Genomic DNA, 22,843 nt, shown 5'->3' with positions numbered 1-22,843 from the left:
ACGTCTCCCGAGTCTACGCACGGGGCCCCCGGGAACGCGTGTGCGCCTCCCCCGCAGGGAAGGCGCACACGTTCTGCGGCTGATCTAGACGAGCGAGCGCAGCACGTACTGGAGGATGCCGCCGTTGCGGTAGTAGTCCGCCTCACCGGGGGTGTCGATGCGGACGACCGCGTCGAACTCGACGGTCTGCTTGCCCTCGGCCGAGTGCTCGGTCGGCTCGGCGACGACGTGGACCGTCTTGGGGGTCACGCCCTCGTTCAGCTCCTCGATGCCCGAGATGCTGATCGACTCGGTGCCGTCCAGGCCCAGCGACTCCCAGCTCTCGCCCGCGGGGAACTGCAGCGGGACGACGCCCATGCCGATGAGGTTCGAGCGGTGGATCCGCTCGAAGCTCTCGACGATGACCGCCTTGACGCCCAGCAGGCTCGTGCCCTTGGCCGCCCAGTCGCGCGACGAGCCGGAGCCGTACTCCTTGCCGCCCAGGATGACGAGCGGGGTGCCCTCGGACTGGTAGTTCTGCGACGCGTCGTAGATGAACGACTGCGGGGCGTCCGGCTGCGTGAAGTCGCGGGTGTAGCCGCCCTCCACGCCGTCGAGCAGCTGGTTGCGCAGGCGGATGTTCGCGAACGTGCCGCGGATCATCACCTCGTGGTTGCCGCGGCGCGAGCCGTAGGAGTTGTAGTCCTTGCGGTCGATGCCGTGCTCGTCGAGGTAGCGGCCGGCGGGGCTGTCGGCCTTGATCGAGCCGGCGGGGCTGATGTGGTCGGTCGTGACGGAGTCGCCGAGCTTGGCGAGCACGCGGGCACCGGCGATGTCGGTGACCGGGGTCGTCTCCATCGTCATGCCGTCGAAGTACGGGGGCTTCCGCACGTAGGTCGACGACTCGTCCCACTCGAAGATCGAGCCCTCGGGGGTCTGCAGCGCGCGCCAGCGCTCGTCGCCGTCGAACACGCCCGCGTACTGCGTGTCGAACATCGACTTGTCGATCGACGAGTCGATCGTCGCCTGCACCTCGGCCGCGTCGGGCCAGATGTCCTTGAGGAACACGTCGTTGCCGTCGGAGTCGGTGCCGAGCGCGTCGACCTCGAAGTCGAAGTTCATCGAGCCGGCGAGCGCGTAGGCGATGACGAGCGGGGGGCTCGCCAGGTAGTTCATCTTCACGTCCGGGTTGATGCGGCCCTCGAAGTTGCGGTTGCCCGAGAGCACGGCGGTCACGGCGAGGTCGTTGCCCTGCACCGCGGCCGAGATCTCCTCGAGCAGCGGGCCGGAGTTGCCGATGCAGGTCGTGCAGCCGTAGCCGACCGTGTAGAAGCCGAGCGCCTCGAGAGACTCGGTCAGGCCGGCCTTCTCGTAGTAGTCGGTGACGACCTTCGACCCGGGTGCCAGCGTGGTCTTCACCCACGGCTTGGCCTTCAGGCCCTTCTGCGCCGCGTTTCGGGCCAGCAGTCCGGCCGCGAGCATGACGGACGGGTTCGACGTGTTGGTGCACGAGGTGATCGCCGCGATCGCGACGGCGCCGTGGTCGATGGTGAAGGTCCCGCCCTCGCCGAGCTCGACCGTGGTCGGCTTGGAGGCAGTCGCCGGCGCGTGCGAGCGGTGGGTGTGCTCGTGGCTGCTGTGCTCGTCCTGCGGCTGCAGCTCTCCGGGGTCGGAGGCGGGGAACGACTCCGCGATGGTCAGGTCGACGATGTCGTGCGAGACGTCCGCGTAGTTGGTGAGGTCCGACTCGAACTGCGTCTTGGCGGACGAGAGCTCGATCCGGTCCTGCGGGCGCTTCGGGCCGGCGATCGAGGGGACGACGGTGCCGAGGTCGAGCTCGAGGTACTCGCTGAAGACCGGCTCGACCGCGGGGTCGTGCCAGAGCTTCTGCAGCTTGGAGTACTGCTCGACGAGGGCGATCTGCTCGTCGCTGCGGCCGGTGAGGCGCAGGTAGTCGAGGGTCACGTCGTCGATGGGGAACATCGCGGCGGTGGAGCCGAACTCAGGGCTCATGTTGCCGATGGTGGCGCGGTTCGCGAGCGGAACCGCGGCGACGCCGGCCCCGTAGAACTCGACGAACTTGCCGACCACGCCGTGCTTGCGCAGCATCTGCGTGATGGTGAGCACGACGTCCGTCGCGGTCACGCCGGTCGGGATCGAGCCGGTGAGCTTGAACCCGACGACCTTCGGGATGAGCATCGAGACGGGCTGGCCGAGCATCGCGGCCTCGGCCTCGATGCCGCCGACGCCCCAGCCGAGCACGCCGAGGCCGTTGACCATCGTCGTGTGCGAGTCGGTGCCGACGCAGGTGTCGGGGTAGGCGCGCAGCGCGCCGCCCACCTCGCGGGTCATGGTGACGCGGGCCAGGTACTCGATGTTGACCTGGTGCACGATGCCGGTTCCGGGCGGGACGACCTTGAAGTCGTCGAAGGCGGTCTGGCCCCAGCGGAGGAACTGGTACCGCTCGCCGTTGCGCTCGTACTCGAGCTCGACGTTGCGCTCGAGCGCGTCCTCGGTGCCGAAGAGGTCGGCGATGACGGAGTGGTCGATGACCATCTCGGCGGGCGCGAGCGGGTTGATCCGGTTCGCGTCGCCGCCCAGGGCAGCGACGGCCTCGCGCATCGTGGCGAGGTCGACGATGCAGGGCACGCCGGTGAAGTCCTGCATGACCACGCGGGCCGGCGTGAACTGGATCTCGGTGTCGGGCTCCGACTCCGGGACCCACTCGCCGAGGGCGCGGATGTGGTCGGCGGTGATGTTCGCGCCGTCCTCCGTGCGCAGGAGGTTCTCGAGCAGCACCTTGAGGCTGAACGGGAGCTTCTCGTGACCGGGGACCCGGTCGATGCGGAACACCTCGTAGTCGGTCGAGCCGACCTTCAGGGTGTCTTTCGATCCAAAGCTGTCTACCGCGGACACGTCGCCCTCTCCTTCGCTGACTGCAGCGTCCGCCGACGGGCGGAGCCGCTCTCCGTCCTCATCTTGACGACCGCGCACAGCGGCCTGCCACCAAGGAGGACCTAACTCCTCGACGCCGAGGCACCCGGTCGACCTCGACGCGACGGTGCGGGGAGGCGAGCGCTATTTATCTCGACGTCGAGACAATTCTATGCACGATCCGGAGCATCGCCCGCATCGGCGCGCTCGCCGGCTCCGCGGTACTCGGCCCGGACGGCGAGCACGGTGAGCACCAGCAGCGGCGCGTACAGGGGCAGGCCCAGCGCCAGCTTCCAGATGCCCAGCGCCGTGGTGTCCTCGGCGAGGAACAGCGGGTACTGCACGGCCAGGCGCAGGAGGAAGAGCCCCGCCCACGCGAGGGTCAGGGCGCCGAAGAGGCGGCGCTTGCGCCGATCGGACCGCCAGGAGGTGCCGTCCCCCATCAGGAAGCCGGCGGCGACTCCGATCAGGGGCCAGCGCACGAGGACGGAGAGGAGGAAGACGAGCCCGTAGACGAGGTTGGTGAGCAGCCCCAGGGCGAAGTTGTCGACGCCCCGCCCGGTGAACAGCGCCAGTGCGGCCGAGACCGCCACGGCGAGCAGTCCGCCGACGGCCTGGATCACCGGCGTCCGGCCGAGCACCCGCGCCACCGTGAACGCCACGGCGAGCCCGACGGATGCGACCAGCGAGAGCACCAGCTCCGAGGTGACCGTGTAGAGCAGGACGAAGGCTATGCCGGGCACGACGGCCTCGAGGATCCCCCGGACGCCGCCCATGGTGCGCAGCAGCGCCTTCCCGTCGAACGGCTCGCCGTCGGCGACCGCGCCGAGTCCCGAGCGGCGGGCGGCCTGCGCGATCGCGTCGCCGACCTCGGGCCGGACCGGCTCCTCCGATCGGGCCGGGTCCTCGGGCCGCACCGGCTCCATGCCCGTCAGCTCGCGCTCTGCTGGGTCTGGCTGCCGGTCGGCACCTTCAGCGGGATCAGGTCGCGCGGAGGCATCGGGCCGCTGCCGCGGACCACGACGATGCTGCGGAAGAGCTCCTCGACCGAGGCGGCCGCCTGCTCGTCGACGGCTCCGGCTCCGGCGATCACGCCGCGGAGGAACCAGCGCGGACCGTCGACGCCGACGAACCGGGCGACGCGGGTCTGGCCGCCGGCGATCGGGAGCTCGGCGACGAGCTCCGGACCGAAGACGCCGTCGCGCTCCGTCGTCGATCCGCCCTGACGGCCGATCTGCTCGGCGATCTGGCCGCGGATCTCGTGCCAGAGGCCCGAGGAGCGCGGCGCGGAGAAGGGCTGCACCTGCAGCGTCGACCCTGCGTAGTCGAGGCCGACGGCGATGACGCGCTTGGTCCCCTCCTCGACCTCGAGGCGGATGTGCATGCCCTCGCGGGGAAGCACCTTCACCCCGCCGAGGTCGATGTAGGGGCGGACCGGGTTGGCCTCGCGCTCGTCCAGGGGCCCGGCCTCCGCGCGGTCCTCCGGCGCCGACTTCTCGAAGTCCTGCTGGACGGGCTCGGCGGCCTCGCCGGTCGTGGACTGGATGTCGCTCATGCGCTCTCCTCGTGGATTCTGGTCTCCTGGGCGCCGGCGGCGTACCCGGTGGATCCGAAGCCGCCCGTGCCGCGGACCGACTCGGGAAGCTCGTCGACGGCCGTGAACCTCGCCTGGACGACGGGGACGATCACGAGCTGCGCGATCCGGTCCCCCGCCGAGACGCGGTACGTCTCGCGGCTGTCGGTGTTCAGCAGCGCCACCCGGATCTCGCCGCGGTAGCCCGCGTCGATCGTTCCGGGGGCGTTGACGACGGTGATGCCGTGCCTGAAGGCCAGCCCGCTGCGGGGGACGACGAAGCCGGCGTGGCCCTCCGGGAGGGCGACGGCCACCCCGGTGCCGACGGAGGCGCGCTCACCGGGGGCGAGCACCACGTCCTCCGTCGAGTGGAGATCGGCTCCCGCGTCGCCCGGACGGGCGTAGGAGGGGAGCCGGTCCGCGGTGATCGGGACGTCGACGGTTGCAGGCACGTGACGAGGGTAGACCAAACGTCTGATCCAATAGGGTCATGCCGTCCTACCGAGAGAGGCTGTGGCCCGCGCCCTGGCTCTTCGTCGCCACCGCCCTCGTGATCCCCGCCAGCATCCTGGTGTTCGCGCCCATCGACTTCGCGGTGGGGGTGATCGTCGCGATCGTTCTGTACGCGGGCTGCGTGCTGTCGCTGCTGGCCCTCTCCCCCGTGATCGAGGTGGCGGAGGGGGAGCTGCGCGCAGGCAGCGCCCACATCCCGCTGGACCTCGTGGGCGAGCCGTCCTCCTACTCGGGGGACCAGGCGTTCGCCGAGCGGGGGACGCGCCTGGACGCGCGGGCGTACCTGGTCATCCGCGGCTGGGTGAAGGATGTGGTGCGGGTCCCGATCGAGGATCCGGCCGACCCCACGCCGTACTGGCTGGTCTCCACCCGCCGCCCGGACGACATCGTCGCCGCGATCCGGGGATCACGGCGACGGAGCGGTCGTCCTTCGGAGCCGGGAGGCGCTTAAGCGGCGCACTCCAGGCAGATCGGTCCGAGCTTCTCCTCGTGGTCGATCTGCGAGCGGTGCTTCACGAGGAAGCAGCTCACGCACGTGAACTCGTCCGCCTGGGGCGGAAGGACCACGACGTCCAGATCGAGGTCGGACAGATCGGCACCGGGCAGTTCGAATCCGCCCGGGTTGTCGGCGTCATCGACGTCGACGACTCCGGACATCTTGTCGGGGACTCGCTCCTTCAGGGCCTCGATCGACTCGGAGTCGTCATCGGTCTTGCGGGGGGCGTCGTAGTCCGTAGCCATTCCCATCCACTTCTTATTTCTGCTGTTCAACAAATCGGCGGGGTCAGTGTGCATCACGACGCATCGATTCGCAAACCACCTCGAACGGCTCTTGACACCCGCTCGCCCCGCCTCCTTCCGCACCAACTTTCGACCCGCCCGGGGTATTCCCGGCCGATCGCCCGGGCGCGTGGCATCCTTGCCCGGTCCGCGTCCAGAAGGAGGGTCCCCACGATGATGGAACTGAAGGTGATCGGCGTCGAGGGCGGATCGCTCGTCCTCGTGTCCGAGGGCGGCGAGCGCTTCTCGGTCCGCATCGACGAGACGCTGCAGAGCCAGCTGCGGCCGCGGGTCCACACCCTCCCGCCGCGCGAGAAGCGCGTCTCCCCCCGCGAGATCCAGGCCCACATCCGCTCCGGGCTCTCCGCCGAGGAGGTCGCCGAGCTCACGGGCGCCGACCTGGGCTACGTCCAGCGCTTCGAGGGACCCGTCACGGCTGAGCGCGAGCACATCGTCGCGTCCGCTCTCGCCGTGCGCGTCTACACGACCACCGACCCCGATCCCCTCGAGGAGGGCACGCCCTTCGGCGACGTCATCCGCGACCGCCTCGCATCGCTCGGCGCCGAGGGCGAGCAGTGGTCGAGCTGGAAGGAGGAGGAGGGCTGGGTCGTCAAGCTCCTCTTCCGCTCGGACGAGATCGACCACGACGCCCGCTGGCGCTTCGACCCGCGGAAGGCGCTGCTGTCGCCGCTGACCTCCGAGGCGATCACGCTCTCGCAGCAGGGCGAGATCCGGCCGACCCTCATCCCGCGCCTGCGCGCCGTCATCCCCGCCGCCGTCGACGAGCTCGCCACGCGCTTCGACCCGGAGTCCGCGGAGGCGCCGAGCCGCTCCGCCCGGGCCGACCACCCCACGGCAGGCCGCCCCGCCGCGATGCCGCACGCCCGGCCGGCCGCCGTCCGTCCCTCCGACACGGAGCCGCAGCCGGCCCTCTCCGAGACCCCGCGCCCGATCTCGACGCTCCCCCGCCCCGTCACGAGCACGACGGAGCAGCGCGAGCGCAACCTCAACGACACCGCCGACCTGCTCGACGCCCTGCGGCGCCGCCGGGGCGAGCGCGATCACGCCTCGAGCCTCCGCGTCCGCGAGGAGCCGGAGCCCGAGGCCGAGGCCGCTCCTCCCGTCGAGAAGGCACCGGAGCCGCCGCGCACCGCTCCCCCGGTCCCCGAGCAGCCGTCGGGCGTGCGCGGGAGCCTCCGCCGGGGGCGGGCGTCGATGCCGAGCTGGGACGAGATCGTCTTCGGAGCGCGCAGCGACGACTGACCCTCCGCGGGCGGGCGGCTCCGCCGGGCGGACCGTGCCCCCGTGCCCTCGGCCCGGCTCAGGCCAGCGCGCCGTAGCGGAGGAGCGGCACCTGCGTCTCCTCCGGCGTGAGCGACCCGTGCTGCCCGATCATCGAGCGGCCGGAGGAGTCGTCCGCCGCGTAGTAGGCGATGGTCCTCCGTGCCGCGACGAACACGTCGCCCATCCGCTCGGCCGCCACCGGCGAGACCTCGCCGAACCAGCCGCTCGCAGCGACCTCGTCGCGTGTCGCGACCCAGGCGCGTGCGCCCTCCGCCTCGATCCAGCGCCGCGCCACCTCCTCGGGGTCCACACCCGGCTCGAGGTGCAGCTGCAGGCAGCGGGGCTCTCCGCCGAGGTGCCGGACGCCCTCGACCAGCGGTCCCCGCTCGACGAGCACGTGCGAGGACGCCGGGACGTCCACGATGCCGTGGTCGGCGGTGACGAGCATGCTCTCGCGGGTGGAGAGCCCGCGGACCGCTCCGCCGACCTCGCCGTCGAGGAGCTCGAGGGCTGCCGTCCACTCCGGCGACTCCCAGCCGCGCGCGTGCGCCGCCTGGTCGAGCTCGGGGACGTAGAGGTACACGAGCTGCCGGCCGCCCTCGTCGAGCAGGGCGCGCGCCGCCGTGAAGCGCTCGGCGACGCCGCCGGCGGAGTGGTACTCGGCGCCGCGCAGGATCGCCCGCGTGAGACCGGAGCGGGCGTACCGCGCGGGGCCGATCACTCCGGCCCGGACACCGGCGGCCGAGGCCTGCTCGAAGACCGTGGGATGGGGCTGCCACGTCTCGGGCACCATGCCCTCGTCCCAGCCGGAGAGCTGGTTGACCAGGCGGTCGGAGGCGCGGTCGAGCACGCGGTAGCCGACCATCCCGTGCCCGCCCGGGCGCAGGCCCGTCGTCAGGCTCGCCAGGGCCGCCGCGGTGGTCGTCGGGAAGCCCGAGACGAGCGTGGTCCCGCGGTTGAGGGCCGGAGCGAGTGTGCGCGAGTGGCCCCCGCGCTGGCGGAGGTTCGCGGCACCCAGGCCGTCGACGAGGACGACCACGATCCGCTCGACGCGGGGCGAGCCGAAGAGGCCGGGGCGGCCCAGGAGCGCGTCGAGGGTGCCCGGCAGGACGTCGGCGAGGCTCCGCCGCCCGTCGGGGGCTGGCGGTAGCATGTGGGTCATCGCGCCCAGTTTCGCACAGCGCCGCCGTCCCCGCCGGGCCGGTACGGCGGAGCGTCCGCGTGAACGGGAGGGCCGGTCCCGTCCGCGAGGCGCCGTCTCCGCTCCGGCCGTCCCGTCGAGCGCCGCAGGGCGGTGCAGTCCCCCGCCGCCGTCCCGCGCCCGCCACCGAATCGAGTCATGAACGCTGCAGCCCCCTCCTCCGGATCCTCGCTCACCGAGCGCATCGAGGACGTCGACGTCTCGGCCGAGATGGAGGGGTCCTTCCTCGAGTACGCGTACTCGGTCATCTACTCGCGGGCCCTGCCCGACGCCCGCGACGGCCTCAAGCCGGTGCAGCGCCGGATCCTCTACATGATGAGCGAGATGGGGCTGCGGCCCGATCACGGCCACGTGAAGTCGGCCCGCGTGGTCGGCGAGGTGATGGGCAAGCTGCACCCGCACGGCGACGCCTCGATCTACGACTCCCTCGTGCGCCTCGCCCAGCCGTTCACGATGAGGGTCGCCCTCGTCGACGGGCACGGTAACTTCGGCTCCCTCGACGACGGCCCGGCCGCGGCCCGCTACACGGAGGCCCGCCTCGCGCCGGCCGCCACGGCCATGACCGAGCACCTCGGCGAGGACGTCGTCGACTTCGTCCCGAACTACGACAACTCGCACGACCAGCCCGAGGTCCTCCCCTCCGCGTTCCCGAACCTGCTGGTCAACGGGGCCAGCGGCATCGCCGTCGGCATGGCGACGAACATGGCGCCCCACAACCTCGTGGAGGTGATCGGGGCGGCTCGGCACCTGATCGCCCACCCCGACGCGTCCCTGGACGACCTGATGTCGTTCGTCCCGGGACCGGACTTCCCGAGCGGTGGCACGATCGTCGGCCTCGCCGGCGTGCGCGACGCCTACGCGACCGGCCGGGGCGGCTTCAAGACCCGCGCCCGCGTCTCGGTCGAGAGCATCACCGCGCGCAAGTCCGGCCTGGTCGTCACCGAGCTGCCCTACCTCGTCGGCGCCGAGAAGGTCATCGACAAGATCAAGGACGGCGTCCAGAACAAGAAGCTCAGCGGCATCTCGGACGTCACCGACCTGACGGACCGGGACAACGGCCTCCGGCTCGTCATCGGGATCAAGACCGGCTTCAGCCCCGAGGCCGTCCTCGAGCAGCTCTACCGCTACACGCCCCTCGAGGACGCGTTCTCGATCAACAACGTCGCGCTGGTCGACGGCGGCCCGCGCACCCTCGGCCTGAAGGAGCTGCTGCAGGTCTACATCGGCCACCGGGTGCAGGTCGTCACCCGGCGGACCCGCTACCGACTGCGCAAGCGCCAGGAGCGGCTGCACCTGGTCGAGGGCCTGCTCATCGCGATCCTCGACATCGACGAGGTCATCCAGCTGATCCGCGGGAGCGACGACACCGCGGCGGCGCGGGCCCGGCTGATCGAGGTCTTCGACCTCAGCACCCTGCAGGCCGACTACATCCTCGAGCTCCAGCTCCGCCGCCTCACGAAGTTCTCGCGCATCGAGCTCGAGACCGAGCGCGACACCCTCCTCGCCGAGATCGCCGAGCTCGAGGCCCTCCTCGCCAGCCGATCACGGATCGACGAGCTGGTCTCGGACGAGCTCGACGAGGTCGCCCAGCGCCTCGGGACCCCGCGGCGCACCCTGCTCACCGAGGCGCGCCCCTCCGTCGCCACCACCGGGCGGAAGGCCGCCGCGGTGCTCGAGATCGCGGACGTGCCCTGCCGGGTGCTGCTGAGCACCACCGGCCGCATGGTGCGGGTCGACCGCGACCCCGAGGCCGCTCCCCACCCCGAGCGCGCCACGCGCCGCTCGAAGCACGACGCCGTCCTCAGCGTGCTCGACACGACCAGCCGGACGGAGATCGGCGCGGTCACCAGCGCCGGTCGGCTCCTCCGCTTCTCGCCGGTCGACGTGCCCGCCGTCCCCTCCTCCTCGGTGCAGCTGGGCGCGGGCGTGCGCATGAACGACTACCTCCCGCACCTGGCGAAGGACGAGCGGGTGCTCGCGCTCGTCGCCCTCGACGACGAGCGGCCGATCGCGCTCGGCACCCAGCAGGGCGTCGTCAAGCGCGTCGCGCCGGGCGAGCTGCCCAACCGCCCGGACATCGAGCTCATCGCCCTGAAGCCGAAGGACGCCGTCGTGGGCGCGGCTCCGTCTGCGGAGGAGGACGAGCTGGTCTTCGTCACCGGCGAGGCCCAGCTGCTGCGCTTCTCCGCGTCCGCCGTCCGCCCTCAGGGCAGGACGGCCGCGGGGATGGCCGGGGTCAAGCTGGCCGAGACCGACGACGTCGTGCACTTCGCCGTCGTCGCCGCCCAAGACCGGGACGAGGCCGTCGTCGCGACGGTCGCCGTCGACAGCTGGGCCCTCTCGGGGACCGACACCGGCAGTGCGAAGGTCTCGCCGTTCTCGGAGTTCCCCGCCAAGGGCAGGGCCACCGGCGGAGTCCGCGCGCAGCGCTTCCTCAAGGGAGAGACCGCCCTCGGAGTGGCGTGGGTCGGCCCCGGTCCCGCGCACGCCCTCGAGGCCGACGGCTCGGTGGCCGCGCTGCCCGACTCCGGGATGAAGCGCGACGGCTCCGGCGTGGCCCTCGCGGCGCCGATCGCGACGATCGGAGCGGCGCCCGAGGTGTTCTGAGCCCCGCGGCTCAGACGTCGATGCGGTCCCGCGACAGCGACTCGGACCCGCGGACGATGAACTCCTTGCGGGGCGCCACGTCGTTGCCCATCAGCAGCTCGAACACCCGGCCGGCGTTCTCGGCGTCGGCGACCCGCACCCGGCGGAGGGTGCGGCGGGAGCGGTCCATGGTCGTCGTGGCCAGCTGGTCCGCGTCCATCTCGCCGAGCCCCTTGTAGCGCTGGATCGGGTCCTGGTAGCGGCGGCCCGCCTTGCCGAGGGCCGCGAGGACGCTCTGCAGCTCCTTCTCGGAGTAGGTGTAGATCGTCTCGTTCGGCTTCTTCCCCGCGTTCATCACCACGAGCCTGTGCAGCGGAGGCACGGCGGCGAAGACGCGCCCCGCCTCGACGAGCGGCCGCATGTAGCGGAAGAAGAGCGTGAGCAGCAGGGTGCGGATGTGGGCGCCGTCGACGTCGGCGTCGCTCATCAGGATGATCTTCCCGTAGCGGGCGGCCGAGAGGTCGAAGGAGCGGCCGGAGCCGGCTCCGATCACCTGGATCATCGAGGCGCACTCGGCGTTCGAGAGCATGTCGGCGATGCTCGCCTTCTGCGTGTTGAGGATCTTCCCCCGGATCGGCAGCAGGGCCTGGTACTCGCTGTTGCGGGCGAGCTTGGCGGTACCGAGGGCGGAGTCGCCCTCGACGATGAAGAGCTCGCTGTTCTCGACGTCGCTGCTGCGGCAGTCGACCAGCTTCGCCGGAAGGGAGGAGGACTCCAGCGCGTTCTTGCGGCGCTGCGTCTCCTTGTGCGCGCGGGCCGAGATCCGCGACTTCATCTCGGCGACGACCTTCTCGAGGAGCTGGGAGGTCTGCGCCTTGTCCTCGCGGCGCGTCGAGGAGAACACCGCGCCCAGCGTCGAGGCGATGGTGGAGGCGACGATCGCGCGGACGGCGGGCGTGCCCAGCACCTCCTTCGTCTGGCCTTCGAACTGCGGCTCCGGGAGCCGCACGGTCAGCACGGCGCTGAGCCCGGCGAGGACGTCGTCCTTCTCGAGCTTGTCCGAGCCGACCTTGAGGCGGCGGGCGTTCGCCTCCACCTGGGAGCGGAGCAGCTTCAGCAGGCCCTGCTCGAAGCCGGTCTGGTGCGTCCCGCCCTTGGGCGTCGAGATGATGTTCACGAAGCTGCGCATCACCGTCTCGTAGCCGGTGCCCCAGCGCAGGGCGATGTCGACCTCGCAGGTGCGCTCCACCTCGGTGGGCACCATGGCGCCGCCGGGGGTCAGCACCGGCACGGTCTCGGTGAAGGTGCCGGAGCCGGTGAGGCGCAGCACCTCGGTCACGGGGGCGTCGGGGGCGAGGAACTCGACGAACTCCGAGATGCCGCCGTCGTAGCGGAACATCTCGGCGCGGCGCTCGTCCGCCCGGTCGTCGACGATGTCGATCGTCAGGCCGGGGACGAGGAACGCGGTCTGCCGGGCCCGCGTCACCAGGTCGTCCGTCTGGAACGAGGCGCCCTTCGTGAAGATCTGGCGGTCGGCCCAGTAGCGCACGCGCGTACCGGTGACGCCCTTGGCGACCTTCCCGACGACCGTCAGCTCCGACCCGTTCTCGAACGGCGTGAACGGAGCGTCGGGGGTGGGCTCGCCCGCGTCGGCGAAGCGCCCGGGCTCCCCCCGGTGGAACGACATCCGGTAGGTGCGGCCGTTGCGGTCGACCTCGACGTCCAGGCGCTCCGAGAGCGCGTTGACCACGGAGGCGCCGACGCCGTGCAGACCGCCGGACGCCGCGTAGGACCCCGAGCCGAACTTGCCGCCCGCGTGCAGCTTCGTGAACACGACCTCGACTCCGGAGAGCCCCGTCTTCGGCTCGATGTCGACCGGGATCCCGCGCGCGCGGTCGCGCACCTCGACGCTGCCGTCGGCGTGCAGGAGCACGCTGATCTCGGTCCCGTGCCCGGCCAGCGCCTCGTCGACGGAGTTGTCGATGACCTCCCAGAGGCAGTGCATGAGGCCGCGCGAGTCGGTCGATCCGATGTACATGCCGGGCCGCTTCCGGACCGCCTCGAGACCCTCGAGGACGGAGAGGTGACGGGCGTTGTAGTCGGTGGAGGCCATCCGCCCAGTCTACTTTCGGGAACCGCTCCGGCCGCGGTGGCGCGGCACCCGGCGACAGCACGATGGCCGCTCGGCGCGGGGCCCCTACGCGCAGAGCGAAATGCCGACCGATCGACTCCGTGCGGAAACAATCGCGTGCTTGGATGGGTTCCACTAAGCAGAGATCGAAGACCGAGTGCAGGAGGCCAAGTCATGTCGACCACAGCAACCCAGAACGGCGTGGACGAGCTCGCCGGTGCCCACCAGCTCTCCGCCGCCGACCGCTGCGACAGCTGCGGTGCCCAGGCGTACATCCGAGTGGTCGTGAACAACGGAGAACTGCTGTTCTGCGCGCACCACGGGAAGAAGTACCAGGAGAAGCTCTCCAGCATCGCCCAGAGCTGGCACGACGAGTCCGCCCGGCTCTTCGAGGAGCAGCGCCCCTAGCGCGTCCCCGATCAGCCCGGACGGCGCGTCAGCGCCCTACCGACCGACACCGAGCCGCTTCGCGATCACTTCGCGAGCGGCTCGTGCCGTTTCATCGACCAGGCGGAGACGCTCGTCCGACGGGGAATAGGCGTCGCCGAGGGCGCGCCGCAGGATCGCGTCCGCGAGCGAGGGGTTCTTCGCGAGGACGGGGCCGTGCAGGTGCGTGCCCAGAAGGCCTCCCACCGCGTAGCCCTCGTGGCCGGCGCCGTCGCCGGTGCCGTGCAGCACTCGGCCGAGCGCGTGCTCGAGCGGGATCCCGGTCATCCGGCGCTCGTGGTTCTCGAAGCCGACGAGGACACCGCCCGGCGTCTCGACGAGGAGGTCGTCGGTCGCGCGCTCGCCCGTGACCGAGTCTCCGGGGAACAGCCCGATCCCCCGGGCTCCGCCCGCGGCCGTGCTGATCGAACCGGCCAGCATCTCCCAGCCGGCTCCGACCGCGACCACCTGAGTGCCCTGGTCGACCCAGGCCCGCAGCGTCGGCGCGATCTCGTGGAGGAGGGCCAGGACGCCCGGGAGGTCCTCGTCCGCTCCCGTCCCGGCGACCAGGACGTCCGGACGGACCTCGGCGTCGGAGGCGGCCGCCAGCGGCACCACCTCCGCCTCGACCCCCGCCCAGCGCGCCCGAGCCGCGAGGACCCGGGCGTTCGCCGCGTCGCCGTTGCTGTCCAGGACGTCGGGAGCGAGCACGGCGATGCGGAGGGTGGTCACGCGGTCTCCTCGCGGTTGGTGACGAGCTGCAGGTGCGCACGGGTGCGGCGCATCGAATCGGCCGAGAAGACGATGGTCTTCCGGCCGGAGGCGGGGGTCGGCAGAGCGAGGAACGCGTCGAGCGCGCGGCCCAGGTCCTCGTCGACGGAGTCGACGCGGACGCCGTCGTAGCGCAGGTGCAGCGCCGCCTCGTGCGCCTTCGACCCCGAGACGACTCTGACGTGCCCGAGCACAGAGGTGTCCACGGGCCAGAAGTAGGAGGGGTCTCGGACGTCGGAGCCGATCGCGAGCATGATCTGCTCGGTCCCCTCGGGGATCTCCGCGATGTTCAGGCGGTAGCTCGCCGGGTTCTGGACCAGGACGAACTCGACCTCGTGGCCGCGCACGGTGACGATCTCGCCCCGCCCGAAGACGGGGTCGATGCTCGAGAGCGCGGAGGCGGCGAGGGCCGGGTCGAAGCGCTCAGCGAGCACGGCGCGGGCCGTGGAGACGGCCGCGGCGGCGTCCACCGCGTAGTGGACGCCCCGCGCGGGGAGCCGGACCTCGAGCGGGTCGCCGTCGCTGATGATGCGCGCGGCCGCTCCCGTCGTGCTCTCGACGACGGTGGTCGCACGGTCGGTCCCGGCCTCCGCCTCTGCGGCGTAGCCGAGACCGCCGGACGCGGAGTCGCGGACGGAGGAGGAGACGCCGTACCAGCGGATCCGCTCGTCGGGGAGGGAGGTCGCGATATCGGCGACGTGGCGGTCGTCGGCGTTCAGCACGACGGGACCGGTCGCGCGGGAGGCGATGGTGCCGAGCATCCGGGCGACCATGGCCGGATCGAAGAAGCGGTCGATCTGGTCGACCACCACGTTCGTCAGCAGGACGACGCGGGGGCGCATCCGGGGCGCGAGGCGCGCGCCGTGACCCTCGTCCATCTCGAGGACGGCGATGTCGGCATCGATCCGTCCGCGGAGGTCCGCCCGCTCCAGGAGCGCGGAGGTCAGCCCCTGGGCGATGTTGGCCGTCGAGGGGTTGGTGAAGACCCGGAGCCCGTGCGCGCGGAGCACCGCGACCAGCATCTTGGTCGTGGTCGACTTGCCCGCCGATCCCGTGACGACCACGAGGCCGTCCCGGAACCCGTCGAGCACCGCGGGCAGGAATCCGGGCGCGACGCGGTTCACCACGAGTCCGGGCACGGCGGATCCCCCGCCGGGCTTCCGGACCCGCGCGGCGAACCGGGCGGCCCTCCCGAGGAGGACCGCCGGCGCGTAGCGGATCACCGGCCTACTCGAGGTAGTCGCGGAGCGACTGCGAGCGGGACGGGTGGCGGAGCTTGGCCATCGTCTTGGACTCGATCTGACGGATGCGCTCGCGCGTCACGCCGAAGGTGTCGCCGATCTGGTCGAGCGTCTTCGGCATTCCGTCGCCGAGGCCGAAGCGCATGCGGATCACGCCGGCCTCGCGCTCCGAGAGCGAGTCGAGCAGCGACTCCAGCTGCTTCTGCAGCATGGTGAAGCCCACGGCGTCGGCCGGGACGACCGCCTCGGTGTCCTCGATGAGGTCGCCGAACTCGCTGTCGCCGTCCTCACCCAGGGGCGTGTGCAGCGAGATCGGCTCGCGCCCGTACTTCTGCACCTCGATGACCTTCTCGGGGGTCATGTCGAGCTCGCGCGAGAGCTCCTCGGGCGTGGGCTCGCGGCCCAGGTCCTGGAGCATCTGGCGCTGCACGCGGGCCAGCTTGTTGATGACCTCGACCATGTGCACCGGGATGCGGATGGTGCGGGCCTGGTCGGCCATCGCGCGGGTGATCGCCTGGCGGATCCACCACGTGGCGTAGGTCGAGAACTTGAAGCCCTTGGTGTAGTCGAACTTCTCGACCGCGCGGATGAGGCCCAGGTTGCCCTCCTGGATGAGGTCGAGGAACTGCATCCCGCGACCGGTGTAGCGCTTCGCGAGGCTGACGACGAGCCGGAGGTTCGCTCCGAGCAGGTGGCTCTTCGCGCGCTGGCCGTCCTTCGCGACCCAGCGCAGCTCGCGGACGAGCTCCGGGCTGAGGTCGGTCGAGTTGGCGAGCTTGTCCTCGGCGAACAGGCCGGCCTCGATGCGCATCGCGAGCTCGACCTCCTCGGCCGCGTTCAGGAGCGCGACCTTGCCGATCTGCTTCAGGTAGTCCTTGACCGGGTCGGCGGTGGCCCCGGTGATCGCGGTCGAGTAGACCGGGACCTCGTCGTCCTCTCCGCCGAACGACAGGACGAGCGCACCGCTCGGGAGCGGCTCGGCCGGAGCGGCGACGGCAGCGGCGGCCGGGGCCTCCGGCGTCTCCGCGTCGTCCTTCGCGTCGGTCTCGGTGTCCTCGGCGACGACCTCGGTCTCCTCCTCCTCCGCTGCCTCGTCGGGCTCGACGGCGTCGGTCGGCTCCTCCTCGGTGTCGGCGGGAGCGGCGGCCTTGGTCGTGGCGCGCGAGCGGGTCGTCTTGGCCGCGGTGGTCTTGGCCGCCGTGGTCTTCGCCGCGGGCTTGCGCGTCGCGGGCTTCTTGGTGGTCGTCGTCACGTCGTCGTCGACGGCGTCGAGCGTTGCGGTCTTGGTAGCTCTGGTGGCCATGGCGGCACCTCTCCATCCGTTGCGTCCCGGGGGCGGGCGGCGCGGGAGGGCGTCGTCCGTCGGTGGGCATTACGAGGACCCATGTCAAGTCGAGGACGTCGCACGCCCGACGTGGGCCTGGTGCTCCTCGACCCGAACGGGTCCTATTGACAATTATTGCACGTCTGAGTAGTGCAGCCGTGCGGTGCGGTGCGAGTGGGGCTCGATCCGGCGGGATCCGGGCTGTTCCTCTGGGACATCGCGTCTACAGAAGGGCGGATCGACGGGGACGACCGTCAGCGCCCCGCGCGGCCGCGGCGCAGCCGGTCACTCAGTGCAACCCAGAGAGGGGCCACGGTTATTCCCTCGTCCTCGGCCAGGCGGCGGCGGGTCCGGCGGCGCGCGACGACGAGTCCGACGACTCCGGCGCCGACCACCACGTACTGCACGCACCACGCCAGGCGGAAGTGCTCGAGCGAGTAGGTCTGCTCCGAGGAGGCGCCGGGACCGGCCAGTGCGTCGAGGATCAGGCCGATCGCGAACATCATCGTGAAGCTGGCCAGGAACCCGCCCACGTTGACGACTCCGTTGGCCGCGCCGAGGCTCCGCGAGGGGTTGAACGTGCGGGCGAAGTCGAACCCGATCATCGAGCCGGGGCCGCCTGCTCCGACGACGATCAGGAGCAGCACGACGAGCCAGTACGGCGGGACGCCGGGCCAGAGCAGCACGACGGTCCAGGCGGCCGCCATCGCCGAGACGATCCCGAGCACGAGGTTGCTGCGGCGCATGGGGTGGCGGGCGGTCAGGACGCCGAGCACCGGCCCGACGACGATCCCCGCGATCACGACGATCGTGAGGGTCGGCGCGGCGACGGTCGGCGGCAGGCCGATCGCGTAGACGAGGAAGGGGTAGCCCCAGAGCAGCGTGAAGACCGTGCCGGAGGACTGCGTGACGAAGTGCGACCAGAAGCCGAGCTGCGTCCCCGGCCGGCGCAGGCTCACTCCGAGCTGCGCGATCGTCGCTCGGAGGGTCGGGGGCACCACCGTGATCGGCTCGGTGCGCGGCGGGACGTCGGCGACCAGGAGGAGCACGCCGAGGAAGGACACGGCCCCGAGGCCGGCGGCGCTGAGGAACGCGGGCTCCCAGCCGAGAGTGTGGAGGATCGCCGCGAACGGGAGTGCGGAGAGGATCTGGCCCACCTGGCCGATGTTGCCGATCCACTGCGAGAGCTGCGGCACGATCGGTCCGCTGAACCAGGTCACCGTGAGGCGGATCACGGAGGTGAAGATCGCGGCGTCCCCGGCTCCCAGCAGGATCCGCCCGACGATCGCGACGCCGATGCCCGGCGCGATCGCGACCACGACCTGGCCCGCCATCATCAGGGCCGTGCCCGAGAGGATCAGGGTCCGCGGGCCGAACCGGTCGATGAGGATCCCGACCGGGATCTGCATCCCGGCGTAGACGATCAGCTGGACGACGGCGAGCGACGAGAGGACGGCGGCGGCCACCCCGAACCGCTCCGCGGCGTCCACTCCTGCGACGCCCAGCGTCGTGCGGTCCAGGACCGCCACGAGGTAGGCGAACGCTCCGGCACCGAAGACGAACCAGGCTCGACGATCACGCACTCGCCCGATCCTACGGCCGCTCAGGTGGCGGTGGGCTCCTCGCCCGGGCGGCGGATCGCGAGGAACTTCTCGAGCTCGGCGGCGATCGCGTCGGCGCTGGGCACGAAGCCGTCCTCGTCGGTGAGCGGCGAGCGGAGGCTCGTCCCCTCCATGTAGGTGTCGTGCCGCGCCTCGAGGGCCGAGACCAGCTTCTGCAGCTCGTCGTTGCCGCCGACCTGCTCGTCGACCTTGCCGAGGAACTCCCGCCCGCTCTCGCGCAGGCGGTCCGTCGGGAAGATGAGGCCGGTCGACGCCGAGATGCTCTCGAGCGCCGCGACCGCCGCCTGCGGGTACTCGGTGTCCGACAGGTAGTGGGGGATGAGCAGCGCGAAGCCGACCACGGTCAGACCGCGCTCGTAGAGGCGCAGCTCGAGCAGGTGGAGGACGTTCGACGGCACCTGCGTGTGCGGCTTCCAGACCGACATCGCCTCGATCAGGTCCTCGCGGTTCCCGCTCACGGTGACGCCGACGGGCCGGGTGTGCGGCACGGGCATCGGGATCGCCTGGACCCACGTCGTCGAGGCGACGTCGAGCCGCTCGAGGAGGGAGACCACCGCCCGGGTGAACCGCTCCCACTGGAAGTCGGGCTCGAAGCCGGTGAGCAGGAGGAACGGCTGGTGCAGCTCGTCGTGCGCGAGCGAGAGCCGAAGCATCGCCGGACGGTAGTCCGTGAGGTGGTCCTGGTCGAACGTGATGATGGGGCGGCGGGCCCGGTAGTCGAGCAGCTGATCCTGGTCGAAGACCGCGACCTCGCGGTGCTCGAGGGTCTCGAGGAGGTACTCCCCCAGCTGCCCCACCGCTCCCCCGGCGTCGGCCGAGCCGGTCAGGCCCGCGACGAGGTGCAGCCCGCGCGGGATCTCGGAGAGGTCGCCCTCGATCTCGAACAGGTCTTCCGGATCCAGCATGCGTCCAGTCTAAACAGGGGTCCCGGCGCCCCGGCCGGGTCCGCTGAGCCCTCAGCGAACAGCGCCTAGCATTGCCGCCATGCCCCTCTCCTCTCTCGAGTACTCGACCGTTCCCGCCTCCGACATCGACACCGACGCCCTCGTCCTCGGCGTCGCCCCGGGACCCGACGGTCCCCGGCTCGTCGGCGCGGAGGGCTTCGAGGAGCTGGCCCCCGCGCTGACCGCGCTCGGCGCGACCGGCGCCGCCGAGACGCTCGTCCGCGTGCCGTCCTCGGTCCGTGCCGGAGTGATCGTCCTCGTCGGACTCGGCTCGGCGGAGCCCGACGACACCGCGCTGCGGAACGCCGCGGGCGCCGCCGTCCGCCTGCTCGCGGGGTCCGCCTCCGTGGCCCTCTCCCTCCCCGCCGGCTCCGACGGCACGCTCGCCGCGGTCGCCGAGGGCGCCGCGCTCGGCTCCTACTCCTTCACCGCCTTCCGCGGCAGCACCGCCGCCGCCGCGAAGGCGCCCGTCGAGCACGTCGTCCTGCTGGGCGGCGGCGAGTCGGCCGACCCCGCCGTCCTGGACCGGGCGCTCGTGCTCGGCCGCGCGGTCGGCACGGTGAAGGACCTCGTCAACACTCCCCCGTCGCACCTCTACCCGCAGACGCTGGCCGAGGCCGTGCAGACCGGCGCCGAGGGACTGCCGCTCGAGGTCACCGTCTGGGACGAGGAGGCCCTCGCGGAGGAGGGGTTCGGCGGCATCCTCGGAGTCGGCAGCGGCTCCTCCCGCCCGCCCCGCCTCGTGAAGGTCGCCTACGCGCCCGAAGGCGCGAGCACCCACCTCGCCCTGGTCGGCAAGGGCATCACCTTCGACAGCGGCGGACTCTCCCTCAAGCCGCCGGCCTCGATGATCGGGATGAAGACCGACATGGCGGGCGCGGCGACCGTGTACGCCGTGGTGCGCGCCATCGCTGAGCTCGGCCTCCCGCTCCGCGCGACCGCCTGGCTCTGCATCGCCGAGAACCTCCCCTCCGGGACCGCGATCCGCCCGGACGACGTGCTCACCGTGCGCGGCGGGACCACGGTGGAGGTGCTGAACACCGACGCCGAGGGCCGGCTGGTGCTCGCCGACGGCCTCGTCGCCGCCAGCGAGGAGCAGCCCGACGCGATCATCGACGTCGCGACGCTGACCGGCGCCTCCGTGGTCGCCCTCGGCAACCGGACCGTCGGCGCCCTGGGCGACGACGAGCTGGTCTCCCGCGTCCTCGAGGCCGCCCGCACGGCGGGAGAGCCCTTCTGGCACATGCCCCTCCCCGCGGAGCTGCGACCGCTGCTCAACTCGGACATCGCCGACATCGCGAACGTCAAGCCGGGCAACACCGCCGGCGGCATGCTCCTCGCCGGCCACTTCCTCCGCGAGTTCGTCGGGAAGCGCGGCGAGGGCGAGGACGCGACCACGATCCCGTGGGCGCACCTCGACATCGCCGGCCCCTCGAGCAACGGAGGCGGCGGCTACGGCTTCACCGGAGCCGGCGCCACGGGAGTCTCGGTGCGCGCGCTGATCGCTCTGGCCGAGGGCTTCGCGAGCGCGTAGTAGGGTCGATGGGGCGGGAGATCCCGCCTCGTCCCCCCTCCCGATCCGCTCGGCGCTCAGCGCCGGAGCCGGTCGGCCGGGAAGCGGGACCGCACGTCGCGAGGGAGTCACTGGGTGTCGGAAGAGCGCTACGACCTGGTCGTGCTCGGAGGTGGCAGCGGCGGGTACGCGGCGGCCCTCCGGGCGACGCAGCTCGGGATGAGCGTCGCGCTCGTGGAGCGCGACAAGCTCGGCGGCACCTGCCTGCACCGCGGGTGCGTGCCCACCAAGGCACTGCTGCACGCCGCCGAGCTGGCGGACGGCGCCCGCGAGGGAGAGAAGTACGGCGTGCTCTCGAGCTTCACCGGGATCGACATGGCGAGCGTCACGCGCTATCGCGAAGGCGTCGTCGCCGGCAAGTACAAGGGGCTCCAGAGCCTCGTGTCGTCGCGCGGCATCACGGTCGTCACGGGCGAGGGCCGCCTCACCGCGCCGGGCACCGTGACGGTCGGCGAGCACGTGCTCCACGGCGCGTCGGTCGTCGTCGCCACCGGGTCCGCCTCCCGCACCCTCCCCGGGATCGAGATCGGCGGCCGCATCCTGACGAGCGACCAGGCTCTCGAGCTCGACCACGTGCCCGCGAGCGTCGTCGTCCTCGGCGGCGGAGTGATCGGCGTCGAGTTCGCGAGCGTCTGGCGCTCGTTCGGCGCCGAGGTCACGATCGTCGAGGCCCTCCCCCACCTCGTCCCCAACGAGGACGAGAGCGTCAGCAAGCAGCTGGAGCGCGCCTTCCGCAAGCGGGGCATCGCCTTCCAGCTGGGATCCCGTGTCGCGTCGGTCTCCCAGAGCGGGGCCGGCGTCTCCGTGTCGCTCGAGAGCGGCGCAACGGTGGAGGGCGAGATCCTGCTGGTCGCCGTCGGCCGCGGCCCGGTGACCGCGGGCATCGGCCTCGAGGAGGCCGGGGTCCGCCTCGACCGCGGCTACGTGCTGACCGACGAGCGCCTGCAGACCTCCGTCCCCGGGGTGTACGCCGTGGGCGACATCGTGCCGGGGCTCCAGCTCGCGCACCGGAGCTTCCAGCAGGGGATCTTCGTCGCGGAGGAGATCGCCGGTCTGGGCCCGCAGGTCGTCTCGGACGTCAACGTCCCGAAGGTGACCTACAGCGACCCCGAAGTGGCCTCCATCGGCCTCGGCGAGGCCCGCGCGATCGCCGAGTACGGCGCCGAGCGCGTCGCCGTGTACGACTACGGCCTCGGCGGCAACGCCCGGAGCACGATCATCGGGACCACCGGCTCCGTGAAGGTCGTGCGCCTGGTCGACGGCCCCGTCGTCGGCGTGCACATGGTCGGAGCCCGCGTCGGAGAGCTGATCGGCGAGGCTCAGCTCATCGTGAACTGGGAGGCGCACCCCGAGGACGTCGCGCCCCTCGTGCACGCGCACCCCACTCAGAACGAGGCGCTCGGCGAGGCGCACCTCGCTCTGGCCGGGAAGCCGCTGCACGCCCTGTAGAACCACTGCGGTGCGGCGACCCGCCGCTTCCGCATCAGTAAGCTGGACATCGAAACACAAGCGTCTTAAGGAGACAGGCTCATGAGCGAATCCGTCAGCCTCCCGGCACTCGGAGAGAGTGTCACGGAAGGAACGGTCACCCGCTGGCTGAAGAACGTCGGGGACCGCGTCGAGGTGGACGAGCCCCTGCTCGAGGTCTCGACCGACAAGGTCGACACCGAGATCCCGTCGCCCGTCGCGGGAGTGATCGAGGAGATCCTCGTCCAGGAGGACGAGACCGTCGAGGTCGGCGCCGAGCTGGTGCGCATCGGCGACGGCTCCGGAGCCGCGTCGGCGTCCGAGCCCGAGGCTCCCGCCGAGGAGGCGCCCGAGGTCCAGGCCGCGGAGACCGAGGCCACCGACGAGGCGACCCCGTCGGTGGACGCCGAGAGCGACGCCGAGGCCGTAGTCGTACACGGCGACGCGCTCGGCGCCGTACTCGGCGATCGCGCGGGCCTCGCCGAGGCCGATGG

19 protein-coding genes are annotated in these 22,843 nt (G+C 71.8%); 7 read left to right on the top strand and 12 right to left on the bottom strand.

Going from position 1 to position 22,843, the window contains the following annotated elements:
- Positions 1-84: 84 nt before the first annotated feature.
- The 4 genes from acnA to dut form a co-directional block, all read right to left on the bottom strand.
- Positions 85-2,895 (bottom strand): aconitate hydratase AcnA, encoded by a 2,811-nt coding sequence (acnA, locus tag C5C27_RS07215; RefSeq protein ID WP_104314015.1) that lies wholly within the window; start codon positions 2,893-2,895, stop codon positions 85-87.
- 188 nt (positions 2,896-3,083) lie between these two features.
- Complete coding sequence (locus tag C5C27_RS07210; protein WP_104314014.1) at positions 3,084-3,839, bottom strand: DUF3159 domain-containing protein; 756 nt, start codon at positions 3,837-3,839, stop codon at positions 3,084-3,086.
- Positions 3,840-3,844: 5 nt separating this feature from the next.
- Positions 3,845-4,468, bottom strand: coding sequence for a DUF3710 domain-containing protein (locus tag C5C27_RS07205; RefSeq protein ID WP_104222103.1), 624 nt, complete (start codon positions 4,466-4,468; stop codon positions 3,845-3,847).
- The gene (dut, locus tag C5C27_RS07200; RefSeq protein ID WP_104222105.1) at positions 4,465-4,938 is read right to left on the bottom strand and encodes a dUTP diphosphatase; all 474 of its coding nucleotides are present in this window, start codon (positions 4,936-4,938) and stop codon (positions 4,465-4,467) included. The genes C5C27_RS07205 and dut overlap by 4 nt, the downstream gene beginning before the upstream one ends.
- A 38-nt stretch (positions 4,939-4,976) precedes the next feature.
- Here dut and C5C27_RS07195 point away from each other — a divergent pair, with 38 nt between their 5' ends.
- On the top strand, positions 4,977-5,450 hold the full coding sequence (locus tag C5C27_RS07195; protein WP_104314013.1) for a DUF3093 domain-containing protein: 474 nt from the start codon (positions 4,977-4,979) through the stop codon (positions 5,448-5,450).
- Here the strand turns inward: C5C27_RS07195 and C5C27_RS07190 are convergent.
- Positions 5,447-5,740, bottom strand: coding sequence for a DUF4193 domain-containing protein (locus C5C27_RS07190; RefSeq protein WP_055792269.1), 294 nt, complete (start codon positions 5,738-5,740; stop codon positions 5,447-5,449). The two genes, C5C27_RS07195 and C5C27_RS07190, sit on opposite strands and share 4 nt — an antisense overlap.
- 213 nt (positions 5,741-5,953) lie before the next feature.
- Between C5C27_RS07190 and sepH the strand changes: the two genes are divergently transcribed.
- Complete coding sequence (gene sepH, locus C5C27_RS07185; RefSeq protein WP_104238755.1) at positions 5,954-7,042, top strand: septation protein SepH; 1,089 nt, start codon at positions 5,954-5,956, stop codon at positions 7,040-7,042.
- 58 nt (positions 7,043-7,100) lie between these two features.
- Here sepH and C5C27_RS07180 read toward each other — a convergent pair whose 3' ends face one another.
- The gene (locus tag C5C27_RS07180) at positions 7,101-8,225 is read right to left on the bottom strand and encodes an alkaline phosphatase family protein (protein WP_258066539.1); all 1,125 of its coding nucleotides are present in this window, start codon (positions 8,223-8,225) and stop codon (positions 7,101-7,103) included.
- Between the two features lie 177 nt (positions 8,226-8,402).
- On the opposite strand from C5C27_RS07180, the gene C5C27_RS07175 reads away from it, so the two are divergent.
- Complete coding sequence (locus C5C27_RS07175) at positions 8,403-10,871, top strand: DNA topoisomerase (ATP-hydrolyzing) subunit A (RefSeq protein ID WP_104314011.1); 2,469 nt, start codon at positions 8,403-8,405, stop codon at positions 10,869-10,871.
- A gap of 10 nt (positions 10,872-10,881) precedes the next feature.
- Here C5C27_RS07175 and C5C27_RS07170 read toward each other — a convergent pair whose 3' ends face one another.
- Positions 10,882-12,963 carry a type IIA DNA topoisomerase subunit B gene (locus tag C5C27_RS07170; protein WP_104225230.1) on the bottom strand — a complete coding sequence of 694 codons (2,082 nt, stop codon included), beginning with the start codon at positions 12,961-12,963 and terminating at the stop codon, positions 10,882-10,884.
- A gap of 192 nt (positions 12,964-13,155) precedes the next feature.
- Between C5C27_RS07170 and C5C27_RS07165 the strand changes: the two genes are divergently transcribed.
- Positions 13,156-13,389 (top strand): hypothetical protein, encoded by a 234-nt coding sequence (locus C5C27_RS07165; RefSeq protein WP_068212876.1) that lies wholly within the window; start codon positions 13,156-13,158, stop codon positions 13,387-13,389.
- A 36-nt stretch (positions 13,390-13,425) separates the two neighbouring features.
- Here the strand turns inward: C5C27_RS07165 and C5C27_RS07160 are convergent, their stop codons facing one another.
- The 5 genes from C5C27_RS07160 to C5C27_RS07140 form a co-directional block, all read right to left on the bottom strand.
- A complete protein-coding gene (locus tag C5C27_RS07160; RefSeq protein WP_146079622.1) occupies positions 13,426-14,139 on the bottom strand; it encodes a type 1 glutamine amidotransferase in 714 nt (237 codons plus the stop codon).
- Positions 14,136-15,401: a Mur ligase family protein gene (locus tag C5C27_RS07155; RefSeq protein WP_104314009.1), complete on the bottom strand. Its 1,266-nt coding sequence runs from the start codon at positions 15,399-15,401 to the stop codon at positions 14,136-14,138. Before C5C27_RS07155 ends, C5C27_RS07160 begins: the two co-directional genes overlap by 4 nt.
- Before the next feature lie 4 nt (positions 15,402-15,405).
- Entirely contained in the window at positions 15,406-16,722 is a 1,317-nt protein-coding gene (locus C5C27_RS07150) for an RNA polymerase sigma factor (protein WP_104232561.1), read from the bottom strand.
- Positions 16,723-16,997: 275 nt separating this feature from the next.
- Positions 16,998-18,326 carry a nitrate/nitrite transporter gene (locus C5C27_RS07145; protein WP_104314008.1) on the bottom strand — a complete coding sequence of 443 codons (1,329 nt, stop codon included), beginning with the start codon at positions 18,324-18,326 and terminating at the stop codon, positions 16,998-17,000.
- 20 nt (positions 18,327-18,346) lie between these two features.
- Positions 18,347-19,270 carry a proteasome assembly chaperone family protein gene (locus C5C27_RS07140; protein WP_104314007.1) on the bottom strand — a complete coding sequence of 308 codons (924 nt, stop codon included), beginning with the start codon at positions 19,268-19,270 and terminating at the stop codon, positions 18,347-18,349.
- Positions 19,271-19,349: 79 nt separating this feature from the next.
- On the opposite strand from C5C27_RS07140, the gene C5C27_RS07135 reads away from it, so the two are divergent.
- From C5C27_RS07135 to C5C27_RS07125, 3 genes are all read left to right on the top strand, one after another.
- Positions 19,350-20,843, top strand: a complete 1,494-nt coding sequence (locus tag C5C27_RS07135; RefSeq protein WP_104314006.1) for a leucyl aminopeptidase — start codon at positions 19,350-19,352, stop codon at positions 20,841-20,843.
- Positions 20,844-20,957: 114 nt separating this feature from the next.
- Complete coding sequence (gene lpdA / locus C5C27_RS07130) at positions 20,958-22,331, top strand: dihydrolipoyl dehydrogenase (RefSeq protein WP_104314005.1); 1,374 nt, start codon at positions 20,958-20,960, stop codon at positions 22,329-22,331.
- An 81-nt stretch (positions 22,332-22,412) separates the two neighbouring features.
- Positions 22,413-22,843: biotin/lipoyl-containing protein (locus tag C5C27_RS07125; protein ID WP_308471188.1), on the top strand; the 431-nt coding region annotated here is incomplete at its 3' end.

The organism is Rathayibacter sp. AY2B7, assembly GCF_002931635.1.
GTDB lineage: Bacteria > Actinomycetota > Actinomycetes > Actinomycetales > Microbacteriaceae > Rathayibacter.
Note: the sequence above shows the minus strand (reverse complement) of the source record. Positions and strands in the feature narration are given on the sequence as shown.

Bases quoted from the DNA above. Each gene is read 5' to 3' on its own strand.
- C5C27_RS07210 (WP_104314014.1), bottom strand. From the start codon at position 3,839: ATGGAGCCGGTGCGGCCCGAGGACCCGGCCCGATCGGAGGAGCCGGTC.
- C5C27_RS07205 (WP_104222103.1), bottom strand. From the start codon at position 4,468: ATGAGCGACATCCAGTCCACGACCGGCGAGGCCGCCGAGCCCGTCCAG.
- C5C27_RS07195 (WP_104314013.1), top strand. From the start codon at position 4,977: ATGCCGTCCTACCGAGAGAGGCTGTGGCCCGCGCCCTGGCTCTTCGTC.
- C5C27_RS07190 (WP_055792269.1), bottom strand. From the start codon at position 5,740: ATGGCTACGGACTACGACGCCCCCCGCAAGACCGATGACGACTCCGAG.
- sepH (WP_104238755.1), top strand. From the start codon at position 5,954: ATGATGGAACTGAAGGTGATCGGCGTCGAGGGCGGATCGCTCGTCCTC.
- C5C27_RS07180 (WP_258066539.1), bottom strand. From the start codon at position 8,225: ATGACCCACATGCTACCGCCAGCCCCCGACGGGCGGCGGAGCCTCGCC.
- C5C27_RS07175 (WP_104314011.1), top strand. From the start codon at position 8,403: ATGAACGCTGCAGCCCCCTCCTCCGGATCCTCGCTCACCGAGCGCATC.
- C5C27_RS07170 (WP_104225230.1), bottom strand. From the start codon at position 12,963: ATGGCCTCCACCGACTACAACGCCCGTCACCTCTCCGTCCTCGAGGGT.
- C5C27_RS07165 (WP_068212876.1), top strand. From the start codon at position 13,156: ATGTCGACCACAGCAACCCAGAACGGCGTGGACGAGCTCGCCGGTGCC.
- C5C27_RS07150 (WP_104232561.1), bottom strand. From the start codon at position 16,722: ATGGCCACCAGAGCTACCAAGACCGCAACGCTCGACGCCGTCGACGAC.
- C5C27_RS07140 (WP_104314007.1), bottom strand. From the start codon at position 19,270: ATGCTGGATCCGGAAGACCTGTTCGAGATCGAGGGCGACCTCTCCGAG.
- C5C27_RS07135 (WP_104314006.1), top strand. From the start codon at position 19,350: ATGCCCCTCTCCTCTCTCGAGTACTCGACCGTTCCCGCCTCCGACATC.